Consider the following 20,598-nt stretch of genomic DNA (forward strand, 5'->3'; position numbering starts at 1 on the left):
ATGACCGTCGTCGCGCAGGCCGCCGGACGAAGCCCCGGCGGCATCGTCCGGCGGCTGGCCGGACTGCTGCACCGCCGTCCCCGGCTCCGGCTCGCCCTTCTGCTCACCGCACCGCTGCTGTGGCTGGCCGTGCTCTATCTCGGCTCGCTGAGCGTGCTGTTCGTCTCCGCGTTCTGGACGACGGACTCCTTCACCTCGCAGGTGGTGCAGGTCTGGTCGACCGACAACTTCCACGAGCTGTTCACGACGCCCGTCTACCGCGAGGTCGTGCTGCGCAGCATCGGCGTCGCCCTCGCGGTCACCGCCCTGTGCGCCGTGATCGCCTTCCCGCTCGCCTTCTACACCGCCCGGGTCGCGCGCCCGAGGTGGCGTCCGCTGCTCGTCGTCGCCATCCTCACCCCGCTGTGGGCCAGTTACCTGGTCAAGGTGTACGCCTGGCGGCTGATCCTGTCCGAGGGCGGGCTCGCCGACTGGATGCTGAAACCGCTGGGGCTGAGCGGACCGGGCTTCGGGCTGCCGGCCGCCGTCCTCACCCTGACCTATCTGTGGCTGCCGTACATGATCCTGCCGATCCACACCGCGCTGGAGCAGCTGCCCGCCAACCTGCTCGACGCGTCCGCCGATCTGGGGGCCCGGACCGGGCGCACCTTCCGCTCCGTCGTGCTGCCGATGGTGCTGCCGTCCGTCGCCGCCGGATCGATCTTCACCTTCTCCCTCAGCCTCGGCGACTACATCACCGTGCAGATCGTCGGCGGCAAGACGCAGCTGATCGGCAACCTCGTCTACTCCAACATCGAACTCAACCTGCCCATGGCCGCCGCGCTCGGCACGGTCCCGGTCGTCGTGATCGTGCTGTACCTGCTGGCGATGCGCCGTACGGGCGCCCTGAGCAGCCTGTAGAGGAGCCGGCCGTGCAACTCTCCCGTTCCGCGCGCATCGCGCTGCGCACCGCCGCCGGTCTCGGCTTCGCCGTGATCTACGTGCCGCTGCTGCTCGTCCTGGTCAACTCCCTCAACCCGGACCGCAGTGCGAGCTGGCCCCCGCCCGGGCTGACCACGCACTGGTGGTCCGTCGCCTGGGACAACTCCGGGGCCCGCAGCGCCCTGTGGACCTCGGTCAAGGCGGGCATCGGCGCCACCACCGTCGCCCTGGTCCTCGGCACCCTGATCGCCTTCGCGGTCGCCCGGCACCGCTTCTTCGGCCGCGGCGTCGTCTCGTTCGTGGTCGTGCTGCCGATCGCCCTGCCCGGCATCGTCACCGGTATCGCGCTCAACTCCGCGTTCGGTACGGTCCTGCAGCCGCTCGGCGTGGGCCTCGGCCTGTTCACCGTCGTCATCGGACACGCCACCTTCTGCATCGTGGTCGTCTTCAACAACGTCGTGGCCCGGCTGCGCCGCACGTCCGGCTCGTACGAGGAGGCGGCCATGGACCTGGGCGCCCACACCTTCCGGGCCTTCGTCGACATCACCTTCCCGCTGGTGCGTTCGGCGCTGTTCGCGGGCGGACTGCTCGCCTTCGCGCTCTCCTTCGACGAGATCGTGGTGACGACCTTCACCGCGGGCCCCGGCATCGAGACACTGCCGATCTGGATCTTCGACAACATGACCCGCCCCCAGCAGGCCCCGGTGGTGAACGTGGTGGCCGCCGTCCTCGTCCTGCTGTCGGTCGTGCCGATCTACGTCGCCCAGCGGCTGTCGGCGGACACGGCGAGCGGCAGCCGGGTGTAGCGAGCGGTGGCCGGGCGCCGAACCGGCGCCCGGCCACCCCTGCGCATCAGCGGCGCAGCTCCGCGTGCGCCGTCTCCGGCATGCGCAGGTACACCAGCGAGGAGATCAGGCAGAGCGCGGCGACGTACCAGGGGAAGAGCCCGGAGTGGCCCAGGTCCTTGAAGAGCGTGCCGACGTACGGCGCCGTGCCGCCGAAGAGGGCGACCGTCAGCGAGTAGGGGAAGCCGATGCCGGCCGCGCGCACCCGGGGCGGGAACACCTCCGCGTTGACGGCCGCGCTGATCGACGTGAAGCCGGTCAGCAGCACCATGCCCGCGCACTGCACGAGCAGCAGCGTCACGAACGAGTCGAGGGCGTGCAGCAGGGGCACGGCGAGCAGGGCGAAGCCCAGGCCGAAGAAGAGGAGCACCGGTCGCCGGCCGAGGCGGTCGGACAGCATTCCGCCGAGCGGCTGGAGCAGGCCGAAGAAGGCGAGCGAGAGGGTGCCCGCGAGGAGGGCGTCCGACGCGGAGATGCCCGCGTTGAGCTGCGCGTAGGTCGGCAGGTACGACGTCCAGGTGTAGTAGGCGATGGTGCCGCCCGCCGTGATGCCGCAGATCATGAGGGACTCGCGCGGGTGCCGGCGCAGCGCCTCCAACAGGCCCGGGCGCGGCGCCTGTTGCTGCTCGGCGCTGCGGGTCTCCTGCGCGCCCTGCCGGATCCAGAAGCCCACCAGGCTGAGCACGCCGCCGAGGACGAACGGGACGCGCCAGCCCCAGCCGCCCATCTGCCCGTCGCTCAGCGTGTCCACGAGCAGCGTCGCGATGCCGGAGGCGACGAGCTGCCCGGCAGTCGTCGACACGTACTGGAAGCTGGAGAACAGCCCGCGCCGCCCGGGCCGGGCCGACTCGACCAGGAAGGTCGTCGAGGCGGCGAACTCCCCGCCCACGGACAGGCCTTGGAGCAGCCGGGCGAGGACCAGGACGACCGGGCCCAGCACGCCCGCCGCCGTGTAGGTCGGCGTCAGCCCGACCAGCAGGCTGCTGCCGCCCATCAGCAGGATGGTGACCGTGAGGGCCGTGCGGCGGCCGCGCCGGTCCGCGATCGCGCCCATGAGCAGGCCGCCGACCGGCCGCATGAAGAAGCCCACCGCGAAGACCGCGAAGGTCGAGAGCAGCGGGACCAGGGAGTTGCCCGCGCTCTCGGGGAAGACCGCGGCGGCGATGTAGGTGGCCAGAAATGTGTAGGCGTACCAGTCGTACCACTCCACCGCGTTGCCCACGGAGGCGGCGAGAAGCTGTCTTACGGGCCGTTTCGTCGGCGGGGGAGCCGTGCGCGTCTGTGTCATGTTCCGGCCATCCCCATGCGCCGCACGCAACACACCTCACCGACCCCGGACTTTCACATCCGCGACACCGGTACCTTCCCTGAAGTGCGCCGCACTTGGAACACTCGCCCGCGTACATTCCGTCATGTTCCGGCCCCTCCGTGCGTCACCCGCGTCAGGATGCGAGGTCCCTCACCCATGTCCGAAGTCAACCGGCGTCGATTCCTCCAACTCGCCGGCACCACAGCCGGGTTCACGGCGCTGTCGAGCAGCATCACGCGTGCCGCCGCCCTGCCCGCGAACCGGCGCACGCGCTCGATCGAGGACGTCGAGCACATCGTCGTCCTGATGCAGGAGAACCGCTCCTTCGACCACTACTTCGGCACGCTGCGCGGTGTCCGCGGCTTCGGCGACCCGCGCCCGGTGACGCTCCCGAACGGCAAGCCGGTCTGGCACCAGTCGGACGGCACCCGGGACGTCCTGCCGTTCCACCCCGACGCCGACGACCTGGGCATGGCGTTCCTCCGGGACCTCCCGCACGGCTGGAACGACGGCCACGCGGCCTTCGACGCGGGCCGCTACGACCAGTGGGTGCCCGCCAAGTCGGCCACGACGATGGCTTATCTGACCCGCGACGACATCCCGTTCCACCACGCGCTCGCCGACGCCTTCACGATCTGTGACGCCTACCACTGCTCGTTCCTCGGCTCGACCGACCCCAACCGCTACTACCTGTGGACCGGTTACACCGGCAACGACGGCCGAGGAGGCGGCCCCGTCCTCGGCAACGACGAGGCGGGATACAGCTGGACGACGTATCCCGAGCGCCTGGAGAAGGCCGGGATCTCCTGGAGGATCTACCAGGACGTCGGCAACGGCCTGGACGCGAACGGAGGCTGGGGCTGGATCCCGGACGCCTACCGCGGCAACTACGGCGACAACTCCCTCCTCTACTTCACGCAGTACCAGAACGCCCGGCCCGGCGACCCCCTCCACGACAAGGCCCGCACCGGCACCGACGCCCGCACCGGCGAGGGCTTCTTCGACCGGCTCAAGGCCGACGTCAAGGGCGGCAGGCTGCCGCAGATCTCCTGGATCGTCGCCCCCGAGGCCTTCACCGAGCACCCCAACTGGCCCGCCAACTACGGCGCCTGGTACGTCTCCCAGGTCCTCGACGCGCTCACCTCCGACCCGGACGTGTGGGCGAAGACGGCCCTCTTCCTCACGTACGACGAGAACGACGGCTTCTTCGACCACGTCATCCCGCCGTTCCCGCCGTCCTCCGACGCGCAAGGCGGCTCGACGGTCGACGTCGGCCCGGACCTCTTCACCGGCGACGCCGGCCATGTCCCCGGCCCCTACGGCCTCGGCCAGCGGGTGCCGATGCTGGTCGTCTCCCCGTGGAGCAGGGGCGGTTTCGTCTGCTCCGAGACCTTCGACCACACCTCGGTCATCCGGTTCATGGAGCGCCGCTTCGGCGTCCACGAGCCGAACATCTCGCCCTGGCGGCGGGCGATCTGCGGCGACCTGACCGCCGCGTTCGACTTCTCCCGCGAAGACACCGGCCGCGTCGCGCTCCCCGGCACCGACGGCTACCGGCCGCCGGACCACGACCGCCACCCCGACTATGTGCCGACCCCGCCCGCGAACCCCGTGCTGCCCCGGCAGGAGCGCGGCCACCGGCCCACCCGCCCGCTCAAGTACGCCCCGCTGGTGGACGCCTCGGCGGACGCGGCGGCCGGCACGCTGACCCTCACCTTCGCCTCCGGCGGCGCGGCCGGTGCCGCCTTCCTCGTCACCTCCGCCCACCGCACCGACGGCCCCTGGAGTTACACCACCGAGGCCGGCAAGCGCGTCACGGGCACCTGGAACTCGGCCTCCTCGAACGGCTCGTACGACCTGACCGTGCACGGGCCCAACGGCTTCCTGCGCGTCTTCAAGGGCCCAGGCAGGACCGCCGGACCCGAGGTCACCGCACGGCACGCCGGGGACGACGTCGAGCTCACCTTCACCAACCAGGGCCCGGGAACGGTGCGGCTGAAGCTGTCCGACGGCTACGGCGGCCGGCCGACGACGGTCGCGGTCCGGTCCGGCGCGACCGTAAGGAAGACCGTGGACCTGGCGGCGAGCAGCCGTTGGTACGACCTCACCGTCACGTCCGACGCGGACCCCGGCTTCGTACGGAGGTTCGCCGGCCATGTCGAGAACGGGCGGCCGGGCGTGAGCGACCCGGCGATCGTGACGCAGTGAGCGAGAGGGCTGGAACCGACGTAGGGCCCGAGCGGGTCCTGCGCCGGTCCTCAGGAGAGTCCCTAGCGGTTGATGAGGTGCCGGCGCCTCGACTGCCGTGGCACCAGCGCCGGTTCGGGGGCGGCCGTTCCCGGCTCCAGTGCCAGGACCGCCGCCACCGGGTGCTCGTCGTCGTATACGGGACCGGGGTGTTCGGGATCGGGGCGTGCGGGGCCGGTCGGCGTCACCCGCGTCAGCAGCACCACGCCCCGGGACGCCAGCGCCGCCCCGGCCAGGGCCAGCAGGACACCCGTCGTGCCGCCGCGCAGGCCCTGTCCGAGCAGTACGAGGCCGATCACCGCGGCCGCCATCGGGTTGGCCAGCGTGACCACCGCCAGCGGTGCGCCGAGGCCGCCGCGATAGGCCGTCTGCGACAGCAGCAGTCCGCAGGTGGCGAGCGTGGCGACGAGCACCGCGACCACGATCGCCCCCGGGGCGAGCACCGGGCCGGAGTGGTTCGACGCCGCCACCGCCAGCGTCTGGGTGAGCGCCGAGGCCACGCCCGAGGCGAAGCCGGACGCCGTCGCGTGCCGCAGCCCCGGCCGGGCGCCGGGCCGGGACAGGACGCCGACCAGCGCCGAGGTCGTACCGGCGACCGCGAGCGCCTCGGGCACGCTCAGCACCTGCTCGGGCGCCGGTCCGGACGCGGCCACGAGCAGCGCCGCGAGCCCGAGCAGTGTGAGCGCGGTGCCCCGCCACTCGACGAAGCTGACCCGCCGCCCGGCCGCCCGCGCCCCCATCGGCACGGCCGCGACCAGAGTCAGGGCACCGAGCGGCTGGACGACGGTGAGGGGGCCGTAGCGGAGGGCCACGACGTGCAGCAGCGCGCCGGCCACGTTCAGCCCGACCGCCGACCACCATGCGCCGGTGCCGAGCAGCCGCAGCAGGCCCGCGCCCGCGGCACGGGAGGCGAGGCGCTCCTGGGCGACGGCGGCGGCCGCGTAGGCGACGGCCGAGACCAGCGACAGGGCGATGGCGACGATGAAGGCGCTCATCGGCCCGCCCCCGCCAGAGCCCGCTCCTCCGGTACGTCGGCCATGCCCGGGACGGTCGGGACGAGCCCTAGCGCCTGCGCCTCGCGTCCCGCCGTGCCGGCGGTGCGGTGCGGCGGGTGGATCACCGCGAGGGATATGCCGAGCAGGGCCGTGGCGACGATCGCGTCGAGCCAGTAGTGGTTCGCCGTCCCGACTATCACCACCATTGTCGCCAGGGGGTGCAGCAGCCAAAGGACGCGCCAGGGGGACCGGGTCGCAGCGATCAGGCCGACCGCCACCATCAGGGCCCAGCCGAAGTGCAGGGACGGCATCGCCGCGTACTGGTTGGAGAGGTGGTCGGAGGAGGGCGGGCCGTACACCGACGGCCCGTACACGCGGGCGGTGTCCACCAGGCCGTCGGCGCTCAGCATGCGCGGCGGGGCCAGGGGGAACGCGAACGGCAGCACCAGGGCGGCCGTGGTGACCGTGGCCAGGACCCGGCGGGCCCAGACGTAGTGCGCGGGCCGCCGCCGGTACAGCCAGACCAGGAAGGCCACGGTCGCCGGGAAGTGAACGGTCGCGTAGTAGGTGTTCGCCAGGTGGACGACGGCGTCGTCACGCAGGAGCGCCGACTGCACGGAGCCCTCGCCGGGAAGGTGCAGGCCTCGTTCCAGGTCCCACACGGCGTGGGCGTGGTGCAGGGCCTCACCGCTGTGGCCCGTGGCCAGCTGCCTGCCGAGCTTGTAGACGACGAAGAGCCCCGCGACGAGCAGAAGCTCACGGGCGAGGGGCGGTCGGCCTGTCTCGCCGGGCCCCGCTTCCGCGGGCTCGGCGGCCTCGGTTCGGGCAGTCATCCGCCGGTCCCTCCCTGACATCCATCCATCGATACGTTTGCGTACCGATACGCCATTGTACCGATACGGGAGAGTACCGATACGCGGGTGTACCGATACGGCTCGGTACCGGTACACTGGCGTATCGATAGATGCCGCCACCACTGGATTTCGACAGACTGGAACCAGGGCCCGCCCAGGACTCGTATCCGCCGGCGCATCCGCTGTCGGACACGGCTGGGACGGTCCGCGTACGCCTCGCCACGAGTCGTATGAATCGCCATGAGTGAGGAGAAGAGCGCATGACGTCGCAGGCAGCGGAAGGACCGTCGACGGTCCCCGCCTCGAGCCGCTCCAAGATCACGCCCGAGCGTGAGCGGGAGTTCTTCGACGCCGTGCTCGAGCAGATCCGTGAGTGCGGCTACGAGTCCCTCACCATGGAGGGCATCGCGTCCAGCACCCGGTGCAGCAAGTCCACGCTCTACCGGCAGTGGAAGACCAAGCCCCAGTTCGTCGCCGCGGCGCTGCGCGCCAACCGCACGGTGCGCTTCGGCGGCATCGACACCGGATCGCTCGCCGAGGACCTCCGCCAGGCCGCGCGGGTCTCGGGCCATTGGTCCGGCAAGGACACCAAGCTGCTCCAGGCGCTGGGACACGCGGTGACGTCGGACCCCGAACTCCAGGAAGCGCTGCGCGAGGCGCTGGTCGACCCCGAGATCGCCGCTCTCCAGGAGATCCTCAGGCGCGGCGTCGAGCGGGGCGAGCTGCCCGCCGACCATCCGGCGCTGGAGTACGTCCCCGCGATGCTGTTCGGCGTCCTGCGCGTGCGGCCCGTCCTGAGCGGCCAGTACGCCGACTCCGAATACCTCGTCCGGTTCGTGGAGGCCGCCGTGCTGCCCGCGCTCGGACTGAGCTGAGACTCAGGTCGTCGTCCATGGGATGACTGGACGGTGACCTGCACGCGTCGCACCGTGGGGACGGAGGCGGCGCGCACCCCCGGCCGGGTGGGGCTCCCCTATGAGCGGAGGGACGCCCCACCCGGCCGATTCATGCGGCCGATTCATGCGGCCGAGTCTTCCGGCCGATTCATGCGCCGAAGGGATCAGACCTTCTGCCCGACGTCACCGGCGGACGACGCCTTGATGCCCTTGGTGATCTCGTCGATGACCGACTCCTCGCGCCCGGCGTCGACGCCGAAGCGCACCACGACCATCCGCTCGGTGTTCCTGGGCGACGGGAAGGCCAGCGACTCGACGTAGCCGTCGGCGCCCTTGCTGGTGACGGCCTTCCAGCGGACCAGGTAGCCCCGCTCCCCGGCCACCGTCACCGCCTTGGAGACCAGCACGTCGTGCGAGGTGATCCTGCCGTAGGCGGCGCCGCCGTAGGACTCCTTGGCGTTCGCGGCGATGTCCGCCTTGGCCACCTCCTCGGGCGTGCCGCCCTCGCTGCCCAGCGCCACCGCGGGCGCCGAGTACGCGCCGCCGGCCGTGCACTTCTTGGTGGTGTCGCCCGGACACTTGTAGGTGTCGTCGGACCCCAGCTGCGCGCCCGCGCCCGCCGTCTGCCCGGTCCAGCCGTCCGGCACGGGGAAACTGATCCCGTTGACCGGGTCCGGCACGGTGCCGCCGCCCTTGACGCGTGGCAGCGCGGACCGGCCCGGGGACGGCTGCCGCCCGGCCCGGTCGCCGTCGCTCCCGGCGCCCTTGGCGATCGCGTACGCGCCGATCCCTACGCACGCGAGCACCGCCGCGGCGATCGCGACGGCTATTCCCGCACGCAGGCCACGCCGGGCACCGGGCGGCGGCTGGACGGGATACCCCGGGTACCCGCCGTAGCCCGGACAGGCGGGGTACGGCGCCTGCTCGAGAGGGGCCGCCGGGTACGCCCCGGCGCCGGACGGCTGCGTCGGAGGGACCCATGCGGCGGCCGACCCGGCGGGGCGGGTGTGGTCCGTCCAAGCGGTGCCGTCCCACCAGCGCTCGGTGGGCGGAGTGTCAATCGTCTGACCGGGGTCGGGGTGCCACCCGGGAGGTGTCGCCTGCGTCATGACCTCACCGTATGAGGCGTACCCGGCACCGGAACAGGAGGATCCCGCACAGGTGTCGCGTCGGTGTCGCGTCGGGGATGAGTCGAGGACGCGTCGATGTGGTGCCGGTCCGCCGCCGTGCCGCGGCCGGGCTCACTCCAACTCCAGCCGCACCGGGGCCCGGCGCGCGGGAGGCGGCAGCCGCAGCCCGTCCCGGCCGGGGGTGACCGACCCCAGGATGCTCGGATGCCGGGCGCCCGTGCTGACCGGATCGGTGCCCGCAAGCCCGTGCACCGTCAGGAATCCCAGCACGGCGAACGCGTACGCCTCCTTGGCGGCCGAAGGCAGCCCCAGCTTGTCGGAGGTGCGCACGGGCACCCCGGGCAGCCGTTCGCGGAGCATCGCCATGAGCACCGGGTTGCGCGTGCCGCCGCCGGAGGCGACGACCTCCGTGGCGCCCACCGACCGCACGGCGTCCGCGACCGTGCCGGCCGTCAGCGCGGTGAGCGTCGCCAGCACGTCCTCGGCGGACGGCCCCTCAAGGCAGGACGCCACACCAGCAGCGCGCAGATACCCGGCGTGGAACAGCTCCTTGCCGGTGGTCTTGGGTGCGGGCCGCGCGTAGTACGGCTCCGCGCGCAGCCGGTCCAGCAGTCGATCGTCCACCTGCCCGCGGGCGGCCAGCGCGCCGTCGGTGTCGTACGCCAGGCGCCCGCCGCTGAACTCGCGGGCCGCCGCGTCGGTCAGCGCGCACCCGGGCCCGGTGTCGAAGGCCGTTCCGTCGGGTGCGGTGAGGTTGGCGATCCCGCCGATGTTCAGCGCGACCGGCGTCCCCGGCCTGCCCCGCAGCCACAGCAGGTCGACCAGGCTGACCAGCGGCGCGCCCTGGCCCCCGGCGGCCACGTCCCGGGGCCGGAAGTCGGCGACGACGGGCAGCCCGGTCGCTTCGGCGATCCAGGCGGGCTGCCCGAGCTGCAACGTGCCGTGCACCCGGCCGCCGTCCACCCAGTGATAGACCGTCTGCCCGTGCGAGGCGATCAACGCGGCCTGCCCGCCGCACAGTTCACGGTCGGCGCGGACGGCCGCCGCCGCGAAGGCCTGCCCGATCCGGGTGTCGAGCCGGCACACCTCGGCGAGCGGCACGGCCGCCGGGGGCAGCGCCGCCGCGAGCGACTCCCGCAACCCGGCGTCGTACGACTCGCTCACCATCCCCAGCGGCTTCAGGGCGAGCACGTCACCCGTGAGGCGCAGCTCGGCCGCCGCCGCGTCAACGGCGTCGTACGACGTCCCCGACATCAGCCCGATCACCAGCATCCGCCCGACCCGCCTTTCTCGCAGGGTTCTTGAAGAGCGCCAGCATGCTGACCGCGCACGCGGCGGCCGCGTAGTACGCGGGCACGTCCACGCTCCCGGTCCGCTTCACGGCTTCCGTGATGATGAGGCCGGCGCACCCCGAGAACACGGCATTGGACAGGGAGTAGGCGAGTCCGAGGCCCGTGCAGCGCACGCGCGTGGGGAACATCTCGGCGAGCAGTGCGGGCCCCGGCCCGGCCATCAGCCCGACGACCGCGCCCGCGGCGCCCACGGCCACGCCCTTCACCAGGGCGGAAGCCCCCTCGTCCTGAAGGAGGTTGAGCAGCGGCACCGCCAGCAGCACCACGAGTCCCGCCCCCGTGAGCATCACCGGCCGCCGCCCGACGCGGTCGCTGAGCAGCCCCGCCGGGATGATCGTGACCGCGAACCCCAGGTTGGCCAGCACGGTGGCGATCAGCGCCTCCCGGAAGCCGGCGTGCAGCGCGGTCTGCAGATATGACGGCAGGACGACGAGGAAGGTGTACCCGGCCGCGGCCCACCCCATGACCCGCCCGGCGCCGAGCGCGATGGCGGGCAGGACGGCCCGCGCGGGCAGCCGCTCCACCGCCGCCTCCTGCTCACCACCGCTCCGCTCGCTCTGCTCCCGGAACGGCGGCGTCTCGTCCAGCCGCACCCGCAGCCACAGCGCGCCCAGTCCCATCGGCAGCGCGAGCAGGAAGGGCAACCGCCATCCCCACGCGGTGAGTTGGGGCTCGGTCAGCACGGTCGCAAGCCCGGCCGCCACGCCCGCCCCGCCCAGCAGCCCCAGTGCCACGGTGAACGACTGCCATGCGCCGTACAGCCCGCGCCGGCCCGGTGGCGCGAACTCGGTCATCACCGCGACCGCACCCCCGAACTCACCTCCCGCGGAAAGGCCTTGGACGACCCGCAGGAGCGTCAGCAGCCACGGTGCGAGGGCGCCGACCGCGGCGTACGTCGGCAGCGCACCGATCAGCGCCGTCGCCCCCGTCATCAGCGCGACCACCAGGATCAGCACCGGCCGCCGCCCGATCCGGTCGCCCAGCCGCCCGAACAGGGCCGCACCGACCGGACGGAAGAAGAAGGCCAGTGCGAAGGAGGCGTACGTCTTCACCAGTCCCTCGACCGGGCCGCCGCCGGTCGGGGTGAAGAACCGCTCCGCGATGACCGTGGCGAAGTAGCCGTAGACACCGAACTCGTACCACTCGATGAAGTTCCCCACCGACCCCGCGGCCAGCGCCCGCACGGACGGTCTGCCGCCGTCACTCCCGCTCTCTTCGACACTCGGCTTCATCAGCTTCACCAGCTTCTTCTTGGATCGTTGACTGCCCGTCAGATTCTCGCGGCCGGTTTGCGGTGGGCGCGCGCCGCCCGTCCGCAACCCCGGTCACCCGTCACGGCAATAGCTGCCCCGACCGGCCTGCGCTTACCCGGGAGGACGGCTAGGCTCGGGCCTGTAAGTCGTTCGGGCGACTTGGGGAGGTAACGGGATGACGGAGGCACGGCCCCGCGCGGCCGCCTCGGCTTCCCTGTGGGAGCGTGACCTGGAGGTCGCCGCCCTCACGCAAGCACTCGACGATCTGTGCTCCGACCGCTCGACCACGGGAAACCTGCTGGTCTTCCGCGGCGAGGCGGGACTCGGCAAGACCGCGCTCCTCGCCGAGACGCGCCGCCTGGCCGAACAGCGCGGCTGCACCGTGTGGTCCACCCGCGGCGGCGAGACGCTCAAGTCGGTCCCGTTCAATGTGGTGCGGCAGCTGCTGCAGCCCGCGCTGATCTCCCTGATGCCCGAGGAGGCCCGCGAGTACCTCGGTGACTGGTACGACATCGCGGGCCCCGCGCTCGGCATAGCCGACCCCGGTGGCCGGCAGGCCGACCCGCAGGGCGTGTGCGACGGCCTGGTCGCAGTCGTACGCCGACTGGCCAAGCGGGACTGGCCGTTGGTCCTGCTGATCGACGACGCGCACTGGGCCGACCTGGAGACGCTGCGCTGGCTCGCCGCGTTCGCCGAACGCCTCGACGACCTGCCCGTCTTGGTCGTCGTCGCCCGCAGGCCCGGCGAGGCGACCGGCGACAGCGCCCGCTACCTCGAGGCGGTCGCGGCTGCCGCGGACGGCCCGGTCGGCAACCTGAGCGAACTCACCCCGCAGGCCGCCGCCGGAATCACCGTCGCCACGCTGGGCGAGCACGCCGACGGCCCGTTCTGCCGCGAGGTGTGGGCCGTCACCGGCGGCAACCCGTACGAGACCGTCGAACTCCTCGCCAAGGTGCGGGACAGCGGGCTCGACCCCGTCGAGGCCCACGCCGGCGAACTGCGCGCACTCAACCGCTCGGCACGCGGCGGCGGACTCGTCGCCCGCCTGGAGGGCCTCGGCATCGACGCCACCCGGTTCGCCTGGGCGGCCGCCATCCTCGGCACCGGCATCACCCTGTGCCTGGTCGCCCGGCTCGCCACGTTGAACACCGACGAAGCGGTGCGCAGCGCCGAACTGCTGCGCACCGCCCGCATCCTCACCGAACTCGACCCCGCGGGCTTCCACGCGGCCGACGGCGAGCTGGAGTTCGTCAATCCGCTGATCGCCTCCGCCGTCTACAACTCGATCCCGGAAGCCCTGCGCACCGCCATGCACGGCATCGCCGCCCAGGTCGTCACCGACTCCGGACGCGGCGTCGCCGCGGCCTCCCGCCACCTCCTCCATGTGCACCCGGACGACGACGAGGAACTCGTCGAGCAGATGCGCGAAGCCGCCCGGGAGCACCTCGCCGTCGGCGCGCCCGACGCGGCCCGCCGCTGCCTGGAGCGCGCCCTGCTGGAACCGCCCCTGCCCCAGGTCCACGCGCGCGTGCTCTACGAACTGGGCTGCGCCACCCTCCTGACCGCGCCCGCGACCACCATCGACCACCTGCAGGCCGCGCTCGGCATGCGCGGCCTCGACGGCGCCGCACGCGTCGACGCCGTCTTCCGCCTCTCCCAGGCCCTGCTCCACAACGACCAGTTGGAGGAGGCCGTCCGCGTCGTCGAGGCCGAGAGCGCCCGGCACGAGCCGGGCCCCGCCCGGATGCGCCTGCAGGCCGTGCACTTCATGTGGGAGGGCATCCACGGCGAGAGCGCCTCACCCGACCGCTCCCGACGCCTCGCCGGCCTCGCCGGGACCTGCACCGGCCGCGACAACTCCGAACGCGCCCTGCTGATCCTGCGCGCCTTCGACGCCATGGCCCACGGCGAGAGCGCCGACGAGGTCGTCGACCTGTGCGACCGCGCCCTCGTCAACGGGCGCCTCGCCCCCCGGTCTCGGCTGGACCGACACCGAGTGGGGCATCGAACTGCTGATGATGCTGGGCAGTTGCTACGCCTACACGGACCGCCTGGACCGGGCGGAGAGCCTCTTCTCCGAGGCCCTGCGGGCCTACACGTCGGCCGGCTGGAGCGGCGGCCACCTCTCCCTCGCCAACGCGTACCTCGGCCTCGCCTACCGCCGGCAGGGCCGCCTCCGCGACGCCGAGACCATCCTGCGCGAGTCGCTGCGGCTGGCCGAGCGCGTCGGCCGCGGCCTGCCGCTGTACTGGTCGGCCACGTGCGGCCTGATCGACACCCTGCTCGCCCGCGGCCACGTGGAGGAGGCCTCGGCCATCGCCGACCAGTACGGCTTCGCACCGCCGTACCCCTCGACGATCGTCCTGCCGGACCACCGCTCGGTACGCGGCCGTCTGCTGCTCGCGGTAGGCCGTACCGAGGAAGGCATCGAAGAACTCGAGGCCGCCGAGAAGACTGCGGCCTCCCGGGGCGGCCACAACCCGGTGTCGGCCCCCTGGGCCGTCGACCTGACCCAGGCCCTCACCGCGACGGACCCGGCCCGCGCGGCCCAACTCGCCGCCGACGTCCGCCGCCAGGCCGAACGCTTCGGTACGGAGACCGCCATCGGCGAGGCCCTGCGCTGCGAGGCGGCCCTGGAAGGAGGCCAGCCCGCCGTACGCCTGCTGGCCCGGGCCGTGGCCTACCTGGAGGCTTCCCCCTGCCAGTACGAACACGCGGCCGCCCGCATCGAGTACGGCACGGCAGCGCGCTCGATCGCCGACCTCAACAGGGGCCTGGCACTGGCCCGTTCGTGCGGCGCGGACGGTCTGGTGACCCGGGCGAGGCAGGTATTGGAGACGGGCCGAGGCCTGCGCTGACGCCGCTGACGCACGGCACATCGAGTGATCCCGGACGAGGCGGGTTCACTTCGGGTCGCGGTTGAACTGCGAGGTGGACCAGAGGTAGCCGAGCACGGTGAGGCCGAGACACCACGCGACGGCGAGCCATCCGTTGTTGCCGATCCCGGTGCCGAGGAGGAGTCCGCGCAGGGTCTCGATGGCGGGCGTGAACGGCTGGTACTCGGCGATCGGCTGGAACCAGCCCGGCATCGCGTCGATGGGGACGAAGGTGCTGGAGATGAGGGGCAGGAGGATCAGGGGCATCGCGCTGTTGCTTGCGGCTTCGGCGTTGGGGCTGCTCAGGCCCATGCCGACGGCGATCCAGGTGAAGGCCAGGGCGACCAGTGCGAGCAGTCCGAGTGCCGCCAGCCATTCCAGGAGGGTGGCGTCGGTGGAACGGAAGCCGATGGCGACACCGACGGCGCCGACGAGGACGACGCTGATGACGGTTTGCAGGACGCTGCCGACGACGTGTCCGAAGAGCACGGATCCGCGGTGGATGGCCATGGTGCGGAAGCGGGCGATGATGCCCTCGTTCATGTCGGTGGAGACGGAGACCGCGGTGCCGATCGTGGTGGAGCCGATGGTCATGAGCAGGATGCCGGGGACGATGTAGGCGATGTAGGCGGAGCGACCTCCGCCGCCGATGCCCGCGCTCATCGCGTCGCCGAAGATGTAGACGAAGAGCAGGAGCAGCATGATCGGGGTGAGCAGCAGGTTCAGGGTGAGGGAGGGGTAGCGCCGGGCGTGCAGGAGGTTGCGGCGCAGCATGGTGGAGGAGTCGCGGACGGCGAGGGCGAGGGAGCTCATCGGGCGGTCTCCTTGGGCTGGTTGGGGATGCCGGCACGGTCGGTCAGGGCGAAGAAGACGTCGTCGAGGTCGGGGGTGTGCACGGTCAGCTCGTCGGCCTCGATGCCGACGGAGTCCAACTGGTCGAGGATGGACCGCAGTTCGCGCTGGCTGCCGTCGCTGGGGATCCGCAGGGCGAGGTCTGCGTCGTCCCGGGAGGCCTCGCGGAGCGCGGAGGCGGCGGACCGGTAGGCGGCGGGGTCGGTGAAGCGGAGGCGGACGTGTCCGCCGGGGACGAGCCGCTTGAGCTCCTCGGCGGTGCCTTCGGCGGCGATCGTGCCGTCGTGGAGGACGGCGATGCGGTCGGCGAGTTCGTCGGCCTCCTCCAGGTACTGGGTGGTGAGGAAGACGGTGACCCCGCCGGTGACGAGCTCGCGGATGATCTGCCACATGGTGTGCCGGGAGCGCGGGTCGAGGCCGGTGGTCGGCTCGTCGAGGAAGATGATCCGCGGGCTGCCGACCAGGGTCATGGCGATGTCGAGGCGGCGCTTCATGCCGCCGGAGTAGCTGGAGGCGGGCTTCTTCGCCGCCTCGGTGAGGTCGAAGCGCTCCAGCAGTTCGGCGGTGACCCGCCGCCCCTCCTGCTGGGAGAGGCGGTGCAGGTCGGCCATGAGGAGCAGGTTCTCCTCGCCGGTGATCAGGCCGTCGACGGCGGAGAACTGCCCCGTCACGCCGATCGCGGCGCGCACGGCTTGCGCCTTGGTGGCGAGATCGTGGCCGCCGACGCGGACCTGGCCGGAGGCGGGGTCGGGGGAGATGAGGGTGGAGAGGATCCTGACGGCGGTGGTCTTGCCGGCGCCGTTCGGGCCGAGCAGGGAGAAGATCGTTCCTTCCTCGACGGCCAGGTCGACGCCGTCGAGGACGGTCTGGTCGCCGTAGGACTTCCGCAGCCTGTTCGCCGCGATGGCCAAGCCGGTCATGAATGAACTCCTTTGGAATCTGAGGGCGTTCAGAGGCTTCGGGCGGTGATGTCGCCGTGGGAGGTGGTGGCGCGGATGTCGAGCTCGGCGGTGCCGTCGTTCTTGAGGGAGTTGCTGACGCGGCCGTGGTCGGTGCCGGCGTCGAGGGCGGCGGAGACTCCGTGGGCGGCGGCCACCGTGATGTCGCCGGACTGGGTGCGGAGCACGACCGTGCCGCGCACGGCCTCGGCGATCTGGATGTCGCCCCTCGGGGTGCTGATCTCCGCGGGGCCGCCCAGCCGGCCGACCTCGACGTCACCGTCGGTCGCGGTGAGGCGGAGGCTCGCGGTCTCGTCGAGCTTGATCCGGCAGTACGCGCCTTCGAAGGCGACGTCGCCGAGGCGGCCGACGCCGCGCAGTTCAGTGCCGGCGGCCTTGCCCTCGACGCGGGAGCCGGCGGGCAGTTGGACGGTGACCTCCAGCGCACCGGAGGGGCCGAAGAGCTGGTTCCTGGGCTCGGGCGTCCGGATCCGCAGGATACCGTCGGCGTAGGCGACGTCGATCTGCTCCGCCGCCTTCACGTCACGGATCTTGGAGGGGTTGGCGGGCAGGACCTCGACCCTGGTGTCGGCGCGGTCGGCGGCGATGAACTGGACGCGCCCGGCGGGGATGTCGAGGACGACCGAGACCGGGGCCGGGGTGTCGAACTTCTGCATCGTGCTCTCCTTCGTCTTCATGTTTCCGATGACGGAAAAGCTACGTTGCATTCATAGTCCCGGCAACAGACTCGTTGCGCGGAATCACCATAATCACAGGTGAGTTCAGGGAAATCGTTGCAACGGTTCTGAATCTAACGCAACGCCCCTCCCCGGCTTCGTTGCAATGGATCGAAAGTGAACGCTATATTGGCAGACACCGCAGACCATGAAGGAGGCCGCGATGCCGGGAGGCAGGCTCACCCAGCAGGAACGCCAGCAGATCGCACTGGGACTGGCCGACGACCTCGCCTACGCGGAGATCGCCAGACGCCTCGACCGCCCGACCTCGACCGTCACGCGCGAGGTCATGCGCAACGGCGGCCCCGCCGCCTACCGCGCCGACCTCGCCCACCGCGCCACCGAACGCCGCGCCCACCGCCGCAGGCAAGTCGCGCCAAGGGGGTCGAAGGCGCCCCTGGAGGCCCATGGGCGCGACAGCGAGGCCCTGCGCGAGTACGAGGAGGCGTTCACCACCCTCCTCATGCAACAGGGCCTGCCCAAGATGGCGTCCCGGGTGCTGGTCTGCCTCTACACCAGTGACTCCGGCAGCCTCACTGCGTCCGAACTCGTCCAGCACCTCCAGGTCAGTCCGGCGTCCGTCTCCAAGACCATCGGGCTCCTCGAGAGCATGAACCTCGTCCGCCGGGAGCGCGACGAACGCCGCCGCGAGCGCTACGTCGCCGACAACGACGTCTGGTACCAGGGGATGATCGCCAGCGCCCGAACCCACGCCCAGCTCGCCGAGACCGCACGACAGGGCGTCAGCATCCTCGGCCCCGACACCCCGGCCGCCATTCGCCTCGAGAACATCGCCCGCTTCGTCGACTTCGTCGGCGAAAGCATGATTCGCGCCGCGGAGCAAGCCCGCGAAGTCCTCTGCACGAGGCCCGAAACGACCTCGGACGGCACTGCCAAGCCGTAGCGTGCGGTGGTGATCATTCATCAAGGGGCACGTCTGGGTGCGGAAGCCGCACATCGTCTGGCGCGGACCGGACTCTACGAGTTCGAACCGGGGCTGTCGGACGCCGAGTTCGCGCGCATCGAGGGCGAGTACGGCTTTGAGTTCGCGGACGACCACCGTGCGTTCCTCGCGGCCGGCCTTCCGGTGAACGTCCCTCCAGAGGAGGGACAGACCTGGTCGGATCCTTGGCCCGACTGGCGCGGCGGGGATCCGGACAGGCTGCGCGATCGGCTCGGCCGGCCGGTGAAGGGCGTCCTCCTGAGCGTCGAGCACAACGGCTTCTGGTACGAGGGCTGGGGTGAGCGTCCGGACGACCGCGCGGCGGCACTGGCCACGGCCCGGCAACGTCTCGCGGACGCACCGGTGTTGGTGCCCGTGTATGGCCATCGGTATCTCCCGGCCGGCCGCGGGAGCCACGGGCATCCGGTGCTCTCGCTGTGGCAGACCGACGTCATCTACTACGGGCTGGACCTGGTCGACTACATGCACCGGGAGTTCGACGAGGCACGCGGCGACGTCGACGAGAGCTGGAACCCGAGAGCAACGGTCGCCTTCTGGCGGGACCTTCTCTGACTCGTGGTCAGCCCGGTAACCCGTAGGTGCTACTTGCTACTTGCTACTTGCTACTTGGTACGTCCGATCTGCCGGAACCATCGGATCTCACCGTCGTGCCACTCGTCGGTGGGCGTGAGTCCGGCGGCGGTGGCCACGGCGGCGGATGCCTGATGTTCCGGGTGGATGTGGGCGATGACGGCCTGCACCGGTACCGGCTGCCGGCTGAGCCACGCGACGAGTTCCCGGGCCGCTTCGGTGGCGATGCCTCTGCCCTGCCACGCGGTCCCCACCACCCAGGCGATCTCGGCGATGAGACCGGGGCCTGGGCCGGAGGGGCCGATCGTCGCCTGGACCGTGCCCGTCAAGCAGGCCTCGTCGCGGTGCCGGATCACCCAGTTCAGCCAGGTGACGGACGGATCGGGTGAGCCTGCGGTCATGCGCTGGTAGCGGGAGTGCAGGGCTTGCGGAGTGTCCGGGGCGCCGCCGATGAAGGTGTGCAGGGACGGATCGGACAGCACCGCGGCCATCTCCTCCGCGTGCGCGACACGAAGCGGCAGCAGGTCCAGCCGTACGGTCCTGAGGGCCTCGGCCGTGAGGCGAGGGGCGTTCAGTCGCGACTGCTGTTGCATGTGGCTCTCTCTCCTTCGTCGGCGTCAAACTACCGCCATTCGAAGGCAGTTGCTCGATGAGCTATGCGTCCCATACGCGATCGAGGGGCCCCGCCCTCCGCATTTTCGTCCCGGCGATCAGCCCGCAGTCGGTGCGAAGACCACCCACACCTGGCCCTGGGCGAAGTTCAGCGGCGCGCCCTCCGGTGTCGTGAACGTGGTGCCCTCGTCGGCCCTGGCGCGCGACCAAGTGGCATCGAAGGCACGACCGTTGCGCAGTACCTCCGCCTTGCCCGAGCCCACCGTCTCCGTGTACGGCGTGTTGTTGCCGAGGAAGTCGTGGAACGCGGACGGGCGCACCTTGACGTGCTGCACGACGACCGTCGCCGGAGCCACCTGCTGTCCGCCGGATGTGACGGTGGGGGTGGAGGAGCCGTCCATGGAGACCAGCCAGCGGGACCGGGCCGCGGACCAGGTGAAGGTGAAGCCGGCCGCCGGATAGCGCACGGTGAGGGAGTTCTGCGGCCGGCCGCCCGAGGGGGCCGCGCCGTAGGTGAAGCCGGCCGTGAGCGCGGTTGTGCCCGGCGTGGAGGGCAGCAGCGCCTTCGGGTGCAGGTAGAGGTTGTGGGGCGCGGGGCGATCAGGGGCGCGGAAGAAGGCGTCGGACGTGTTGTCCGGTGTACGGGGTTGGAGCGGGGCCTTGTCGATCAGGGGGAGCAGCTTGCTCTGGGCTCCGGAGAAGGCGAGGGTCGGCTTGTCGAACTGGCGCAGGAGTTCCAGGTCCGACTCGCGGGCGCTGCGCACCGGTCCGACGGCGTCGGGGAGCTTGGACGCGTACACCGCCACGAGGCGGCTCAGGCCGCCCTCGACCTGCTCGGCGTAGACGACGTCAGCGGAGTCCAGGCCCGTCTGCGGGCGGGCCATGCTCGCATTGTCGATCTTCACCGCGAGGACCGGACCGGTGCCCTTGGGGCCGCCCTGCGCGATGCTGTGTCTCGGCACCGGTCTCTTGCTCGGGGCGCCGCCAGGGCTGCGGTTGTCCACGGACGCGCCGCCGGTGTGCGTCGTACAGCCCGTCATGAGGGAGGTCGTCACCGTGGCGGCCAGCAGGACCGCCGTCGTCGCCGCGCGCCGTGTGCGCGTTCCGTGCCCCATACCCATGATTGCCGCGATTGCCACCGTTGCCGCCAATTCTGTGTCATTGATTGTGCGGTTATCAGGCCATCAGTGCCTATACCCGATTCTTTCTGATCGCGAGCGGGTCTGGGCCGTTCGGCTCAGACCCCA

General features: G+C 71.7%; 17 protein-coding genes and 1 pseudogene. 7 read left to right on the forward strand and 11 right to left on the reverse strand.

The features are described 5' to 3' along the window. Window positions 1-900, forward strand: a complete 900-nt coding sequence (locus ABZ910_RS22640) for an ABC transporter permease (protein ID WP_361367905.1) — start codon at window positions 1-3, stop codon at window positions 898-900. Between the two features lie 11 nt (window positions 901-911). Continuing rightward, window positions 912-1,727 (forward strand): ABC transporter permease, encoded by an 816-nt coding sequence (locus tag ABZ910_RS22645; RefSeq protein WP_361367908.1) that lies wholly within the window; start codon window positions 912-914, stop codon window positions 1,725-1,727. A 46-nt stretch (window positions 1,728-1,773) separates the two neighbouring features. On the opposite strand, the gene ABZ910_RS22650 is transcribed toward ABZ910_RS22645, so the two are convergent. Then, window positions 1,774-3,054 (reverse strand): MFS transporter, encoded by a 1,281-nt coding sequence (locus ABZ910_RS22650; protein ID WP_361367912.1) that lies wholly within the window; start codon window positions 3,052-3,054, stop codon window positions 1,774-1,776. Between the two features lie 177 nt (window positions 3,055-3,231). Between ABZ910_RS22650 and ABZ910_RS22655 the strand changes: the two genes are divergently transcribed. Beyond that, on the forward strand, window positions 3,232-5,283 hold the full coding sequence (locus tag ABZ910_RS22655) for a phosphocholine-specific phospholipase C (protein WP_361367915.1): 2,052 nt from the start codon (window positions 3,232-3,234) through the stop codon (window positions 5,281-5,283). 62 nt (window positions 5,284-5,345) lie between these two features. Here ABZ910_RS22655 and ABZ910_RS22660 read toward each other — a convergent pair whose 3' ends face one another. Both ABZ910_RS22660 and ABZ910_RS22665 read right to left on the reverse strand, forming a co-directional pair. Further along, complete coding sequence (locus ABZ910_RS22660) at window positions 5,346-6,317, reverse strand: hypothetical protein (RefSeq protein WP_361367918.1); 972 nt, start codon at window positions 6,315-6,317, stop codon at window positions 5,346-5,348. Next, a complete protein-coding gene (locus tag ABZ910_RS22665; protein WP_361367921.1) occupies window positions 6,314-7,150 on the reverse strand; it encodes a phosphatase PAP2 family protein in 837 nt (278 codons plus the stop codon). Before ABZ910_RS22665 ends, ABZ910_RS22660 begins: the two co-directional genes overlap by 4 nt. A gap of 281 nt (window positions 7,151-7,431) precedes the next feature. Between ABZ910_RS22665 and ABZ910_RS22670 the strand changes: the two genes are divergently transcribed. After that, window positions 7,432-8,046 (forward strand): TetR/AcrR family transcriptional regulator, encoded by a 615-nt coding sequence (locus ABZ910_RS22670; RefSeq protein ID WP_361367924.1) that lies wholly within the window; start codon window positions 7,432-7,434, stop codon window positions 8,044-8,046. Window positions 8,047-8,231: 185 nt separating this feature from the next. On the opposite strand, the gene ABZ910_RS22675 is transcribed toward ABZ910_RS22670, so the two are convergent. The 3 genes from ABZ910_RS22675 to ABZ910_RS22685 all read right to left on the reverse strand — a co-directional run bounded on the left by ABZ910_RS22675 (window position 8,232) and on the right by ABZ910_RS22685 (window position 11,781). Then, window positions 8,232-9,176, reverse strand: a complete 945-nt coding sequence (locus ABZ910_RS22675) for a DUF2510 domain-containing protein (RefSeq protein WP_361367927.1) — start codon at window positions 9,174-9,176, stop codon at window positions 8,232-8,234. Between the two features lie 132 nt (window positions 9,177-9,308). Beyond that, on the reverse strand, window positions 9,309-10,469 hold the full coding sequence (locus ABZ910_RS22680) for an anhydro-N-acetylmuramic acid kinase (protein ID WP_361367930.1): 1,161 nt from the start codon (window positions 10,467-10,469) through the stop codon (window positions 9,309-9,311). Next, entirely contained in the window at window positions 10,423-11,781 is a 1,359-nt protein-coding gene (locus tag ABZ910_RS22685) for an MFS transporter (protein WP_361368126.1), read from the reverse strand. Before ABZ910_RS22685 ends, ABZ910_RS22680 begins: the two co-directional genes overlap by 47 nt. 196 nt (window positions 11,782-11,977) lie before the next feature. Here ABZ910_RS22685 and ABZ910_RS22690 point away from each other — a divergent pair. Beyond that, window positions 11,978-14,660, forward strand: a pseudogene (locus ABZ910_RS22690) (AAA family ATPase). A gap of 45 nt (window positions 14,661-14,705) precedes the next feature. Here ABZ910_RS22690 and ABZ910_RS22695 read toward each other — a convergent pair. Genes ABZ910_RS22695 through ABZ910_RS22705 form a run of 3 tightly spaced genes read right to left on the reverse strand, consistent with a single transcriptional unit; the run spans window position 14,706 to window position 17,145 of the window. Beyond that, window positions 14,706-15,491 carry an ABC transporter permease gene (locus tag ABZ910_RS22695; protein ID WP_361367933.1) on the reverse strand — a complete coding sequence of 262 codons (786 nt, stop codon included), beginning with the start codon at window positions 15,489-15,491 and terminating at the stop codon, window positions 14,706-14,708. Continuing rightward, on the reverse strand, window positions 15,488-16,450 hold the full coding sequence (locus tag ABZ910_RS22700) for an ATP-binding cassette domain-containing protein (RefSeq protein ID WP_361367936.1): 963 nt from the start codon (window positions 16,448-16,450) through the stop codon (window positions 15,488-15,490). Before ABZ910_RS22700 ends, ABZ910_RS22695 begins: the two co-directional genes overlap by 4 nt. A 29-nt stretch (window positions 16,451-16,479) precedes the next feature. Then, entirely contained in the window at window positions 16,480-17,145 is a 666-nt protein-coding gene (locus tag ABZ910_RS22705) for a DUF4097 family beta strand repeat-containing protein (protein WP_361367939.1), read from the reverse strand. A gap of 223 nt (window positions 17,146-17,368) precedes the next feature. On the opposite strand from ABZ910_RS22705, the gene ABZ910_RS22710 reads away from it, so the two are divergent. Both ABZ910_RS22710 and ABZ910_RS22715 read left to right on the forward strand, forming a co-directional pair. Beyond that, window positions 17,369-18,109, forward strand: coding sequence for a helix-turn-helix domain-containing protein (locus tag ABZ910_RS22710; protein WP_361367942.1), 741 nt, complete (start codon window positions 17,369-17,371; stop codon window positions 18,107-18,109). Between the two features lie 9 nt (window positions 18,110-18,118). Beyond that, entirely contained in the window at window positions 18,119-18,721 is a 603-nt protein-coding gene (locus tag ABZ910_RS22715; protein WP_361367945.1) for a hypothetical protein, read from the forward strand. A 50-nt stretch (window positions 18,722-18,771) separates the two neighbouring features. Here the strand turns inward: ABZ910_RS22715 and ABZ910_RS22720 are convergent, their stop codons facing one another. Together ABZ910_RS22720 and ABZ910_RS22725 are read right to left on the reverse strand one after the other, a co-directional pair. Continuing rightward, window positions 18,772-19,332 (reverse strand): GNAT family N-acetyltransferase, encoded by a 561-nt coding sequence (locus tag ABZ910_RS22720; RefSeq protein ID WP_361367948.1) that lies wholly within the window; start codon window positions 19,330-19,332, stop codon window positions 18,772-18,774. A gap of 117 nt (window positions 19,333-19,449) precedes the next feature. Next, window positions 19,450-20,466: a DUF3048 domain-containing protein gene (locus ABZ910_RS22725; RefSeq protein WP_361367951.1), complete on the reverse strand. Its 1,017-nt coding sequence runs from the start codon at window positions 20,464-20,466 to the stop codon at window positions 19,450-19,452. Window positions 20,467-20,598: the final 132 nt, after the last annotated feature.

It is taken from the genome of Streptomyces sp. NPDC046805 (genome assembly GCF_040645355.1).
Lineage (GTDB): Bacteria > Actinomycetota > Actinomycetes > Streptomycetales > Streptomycetaceae > Streptomyces.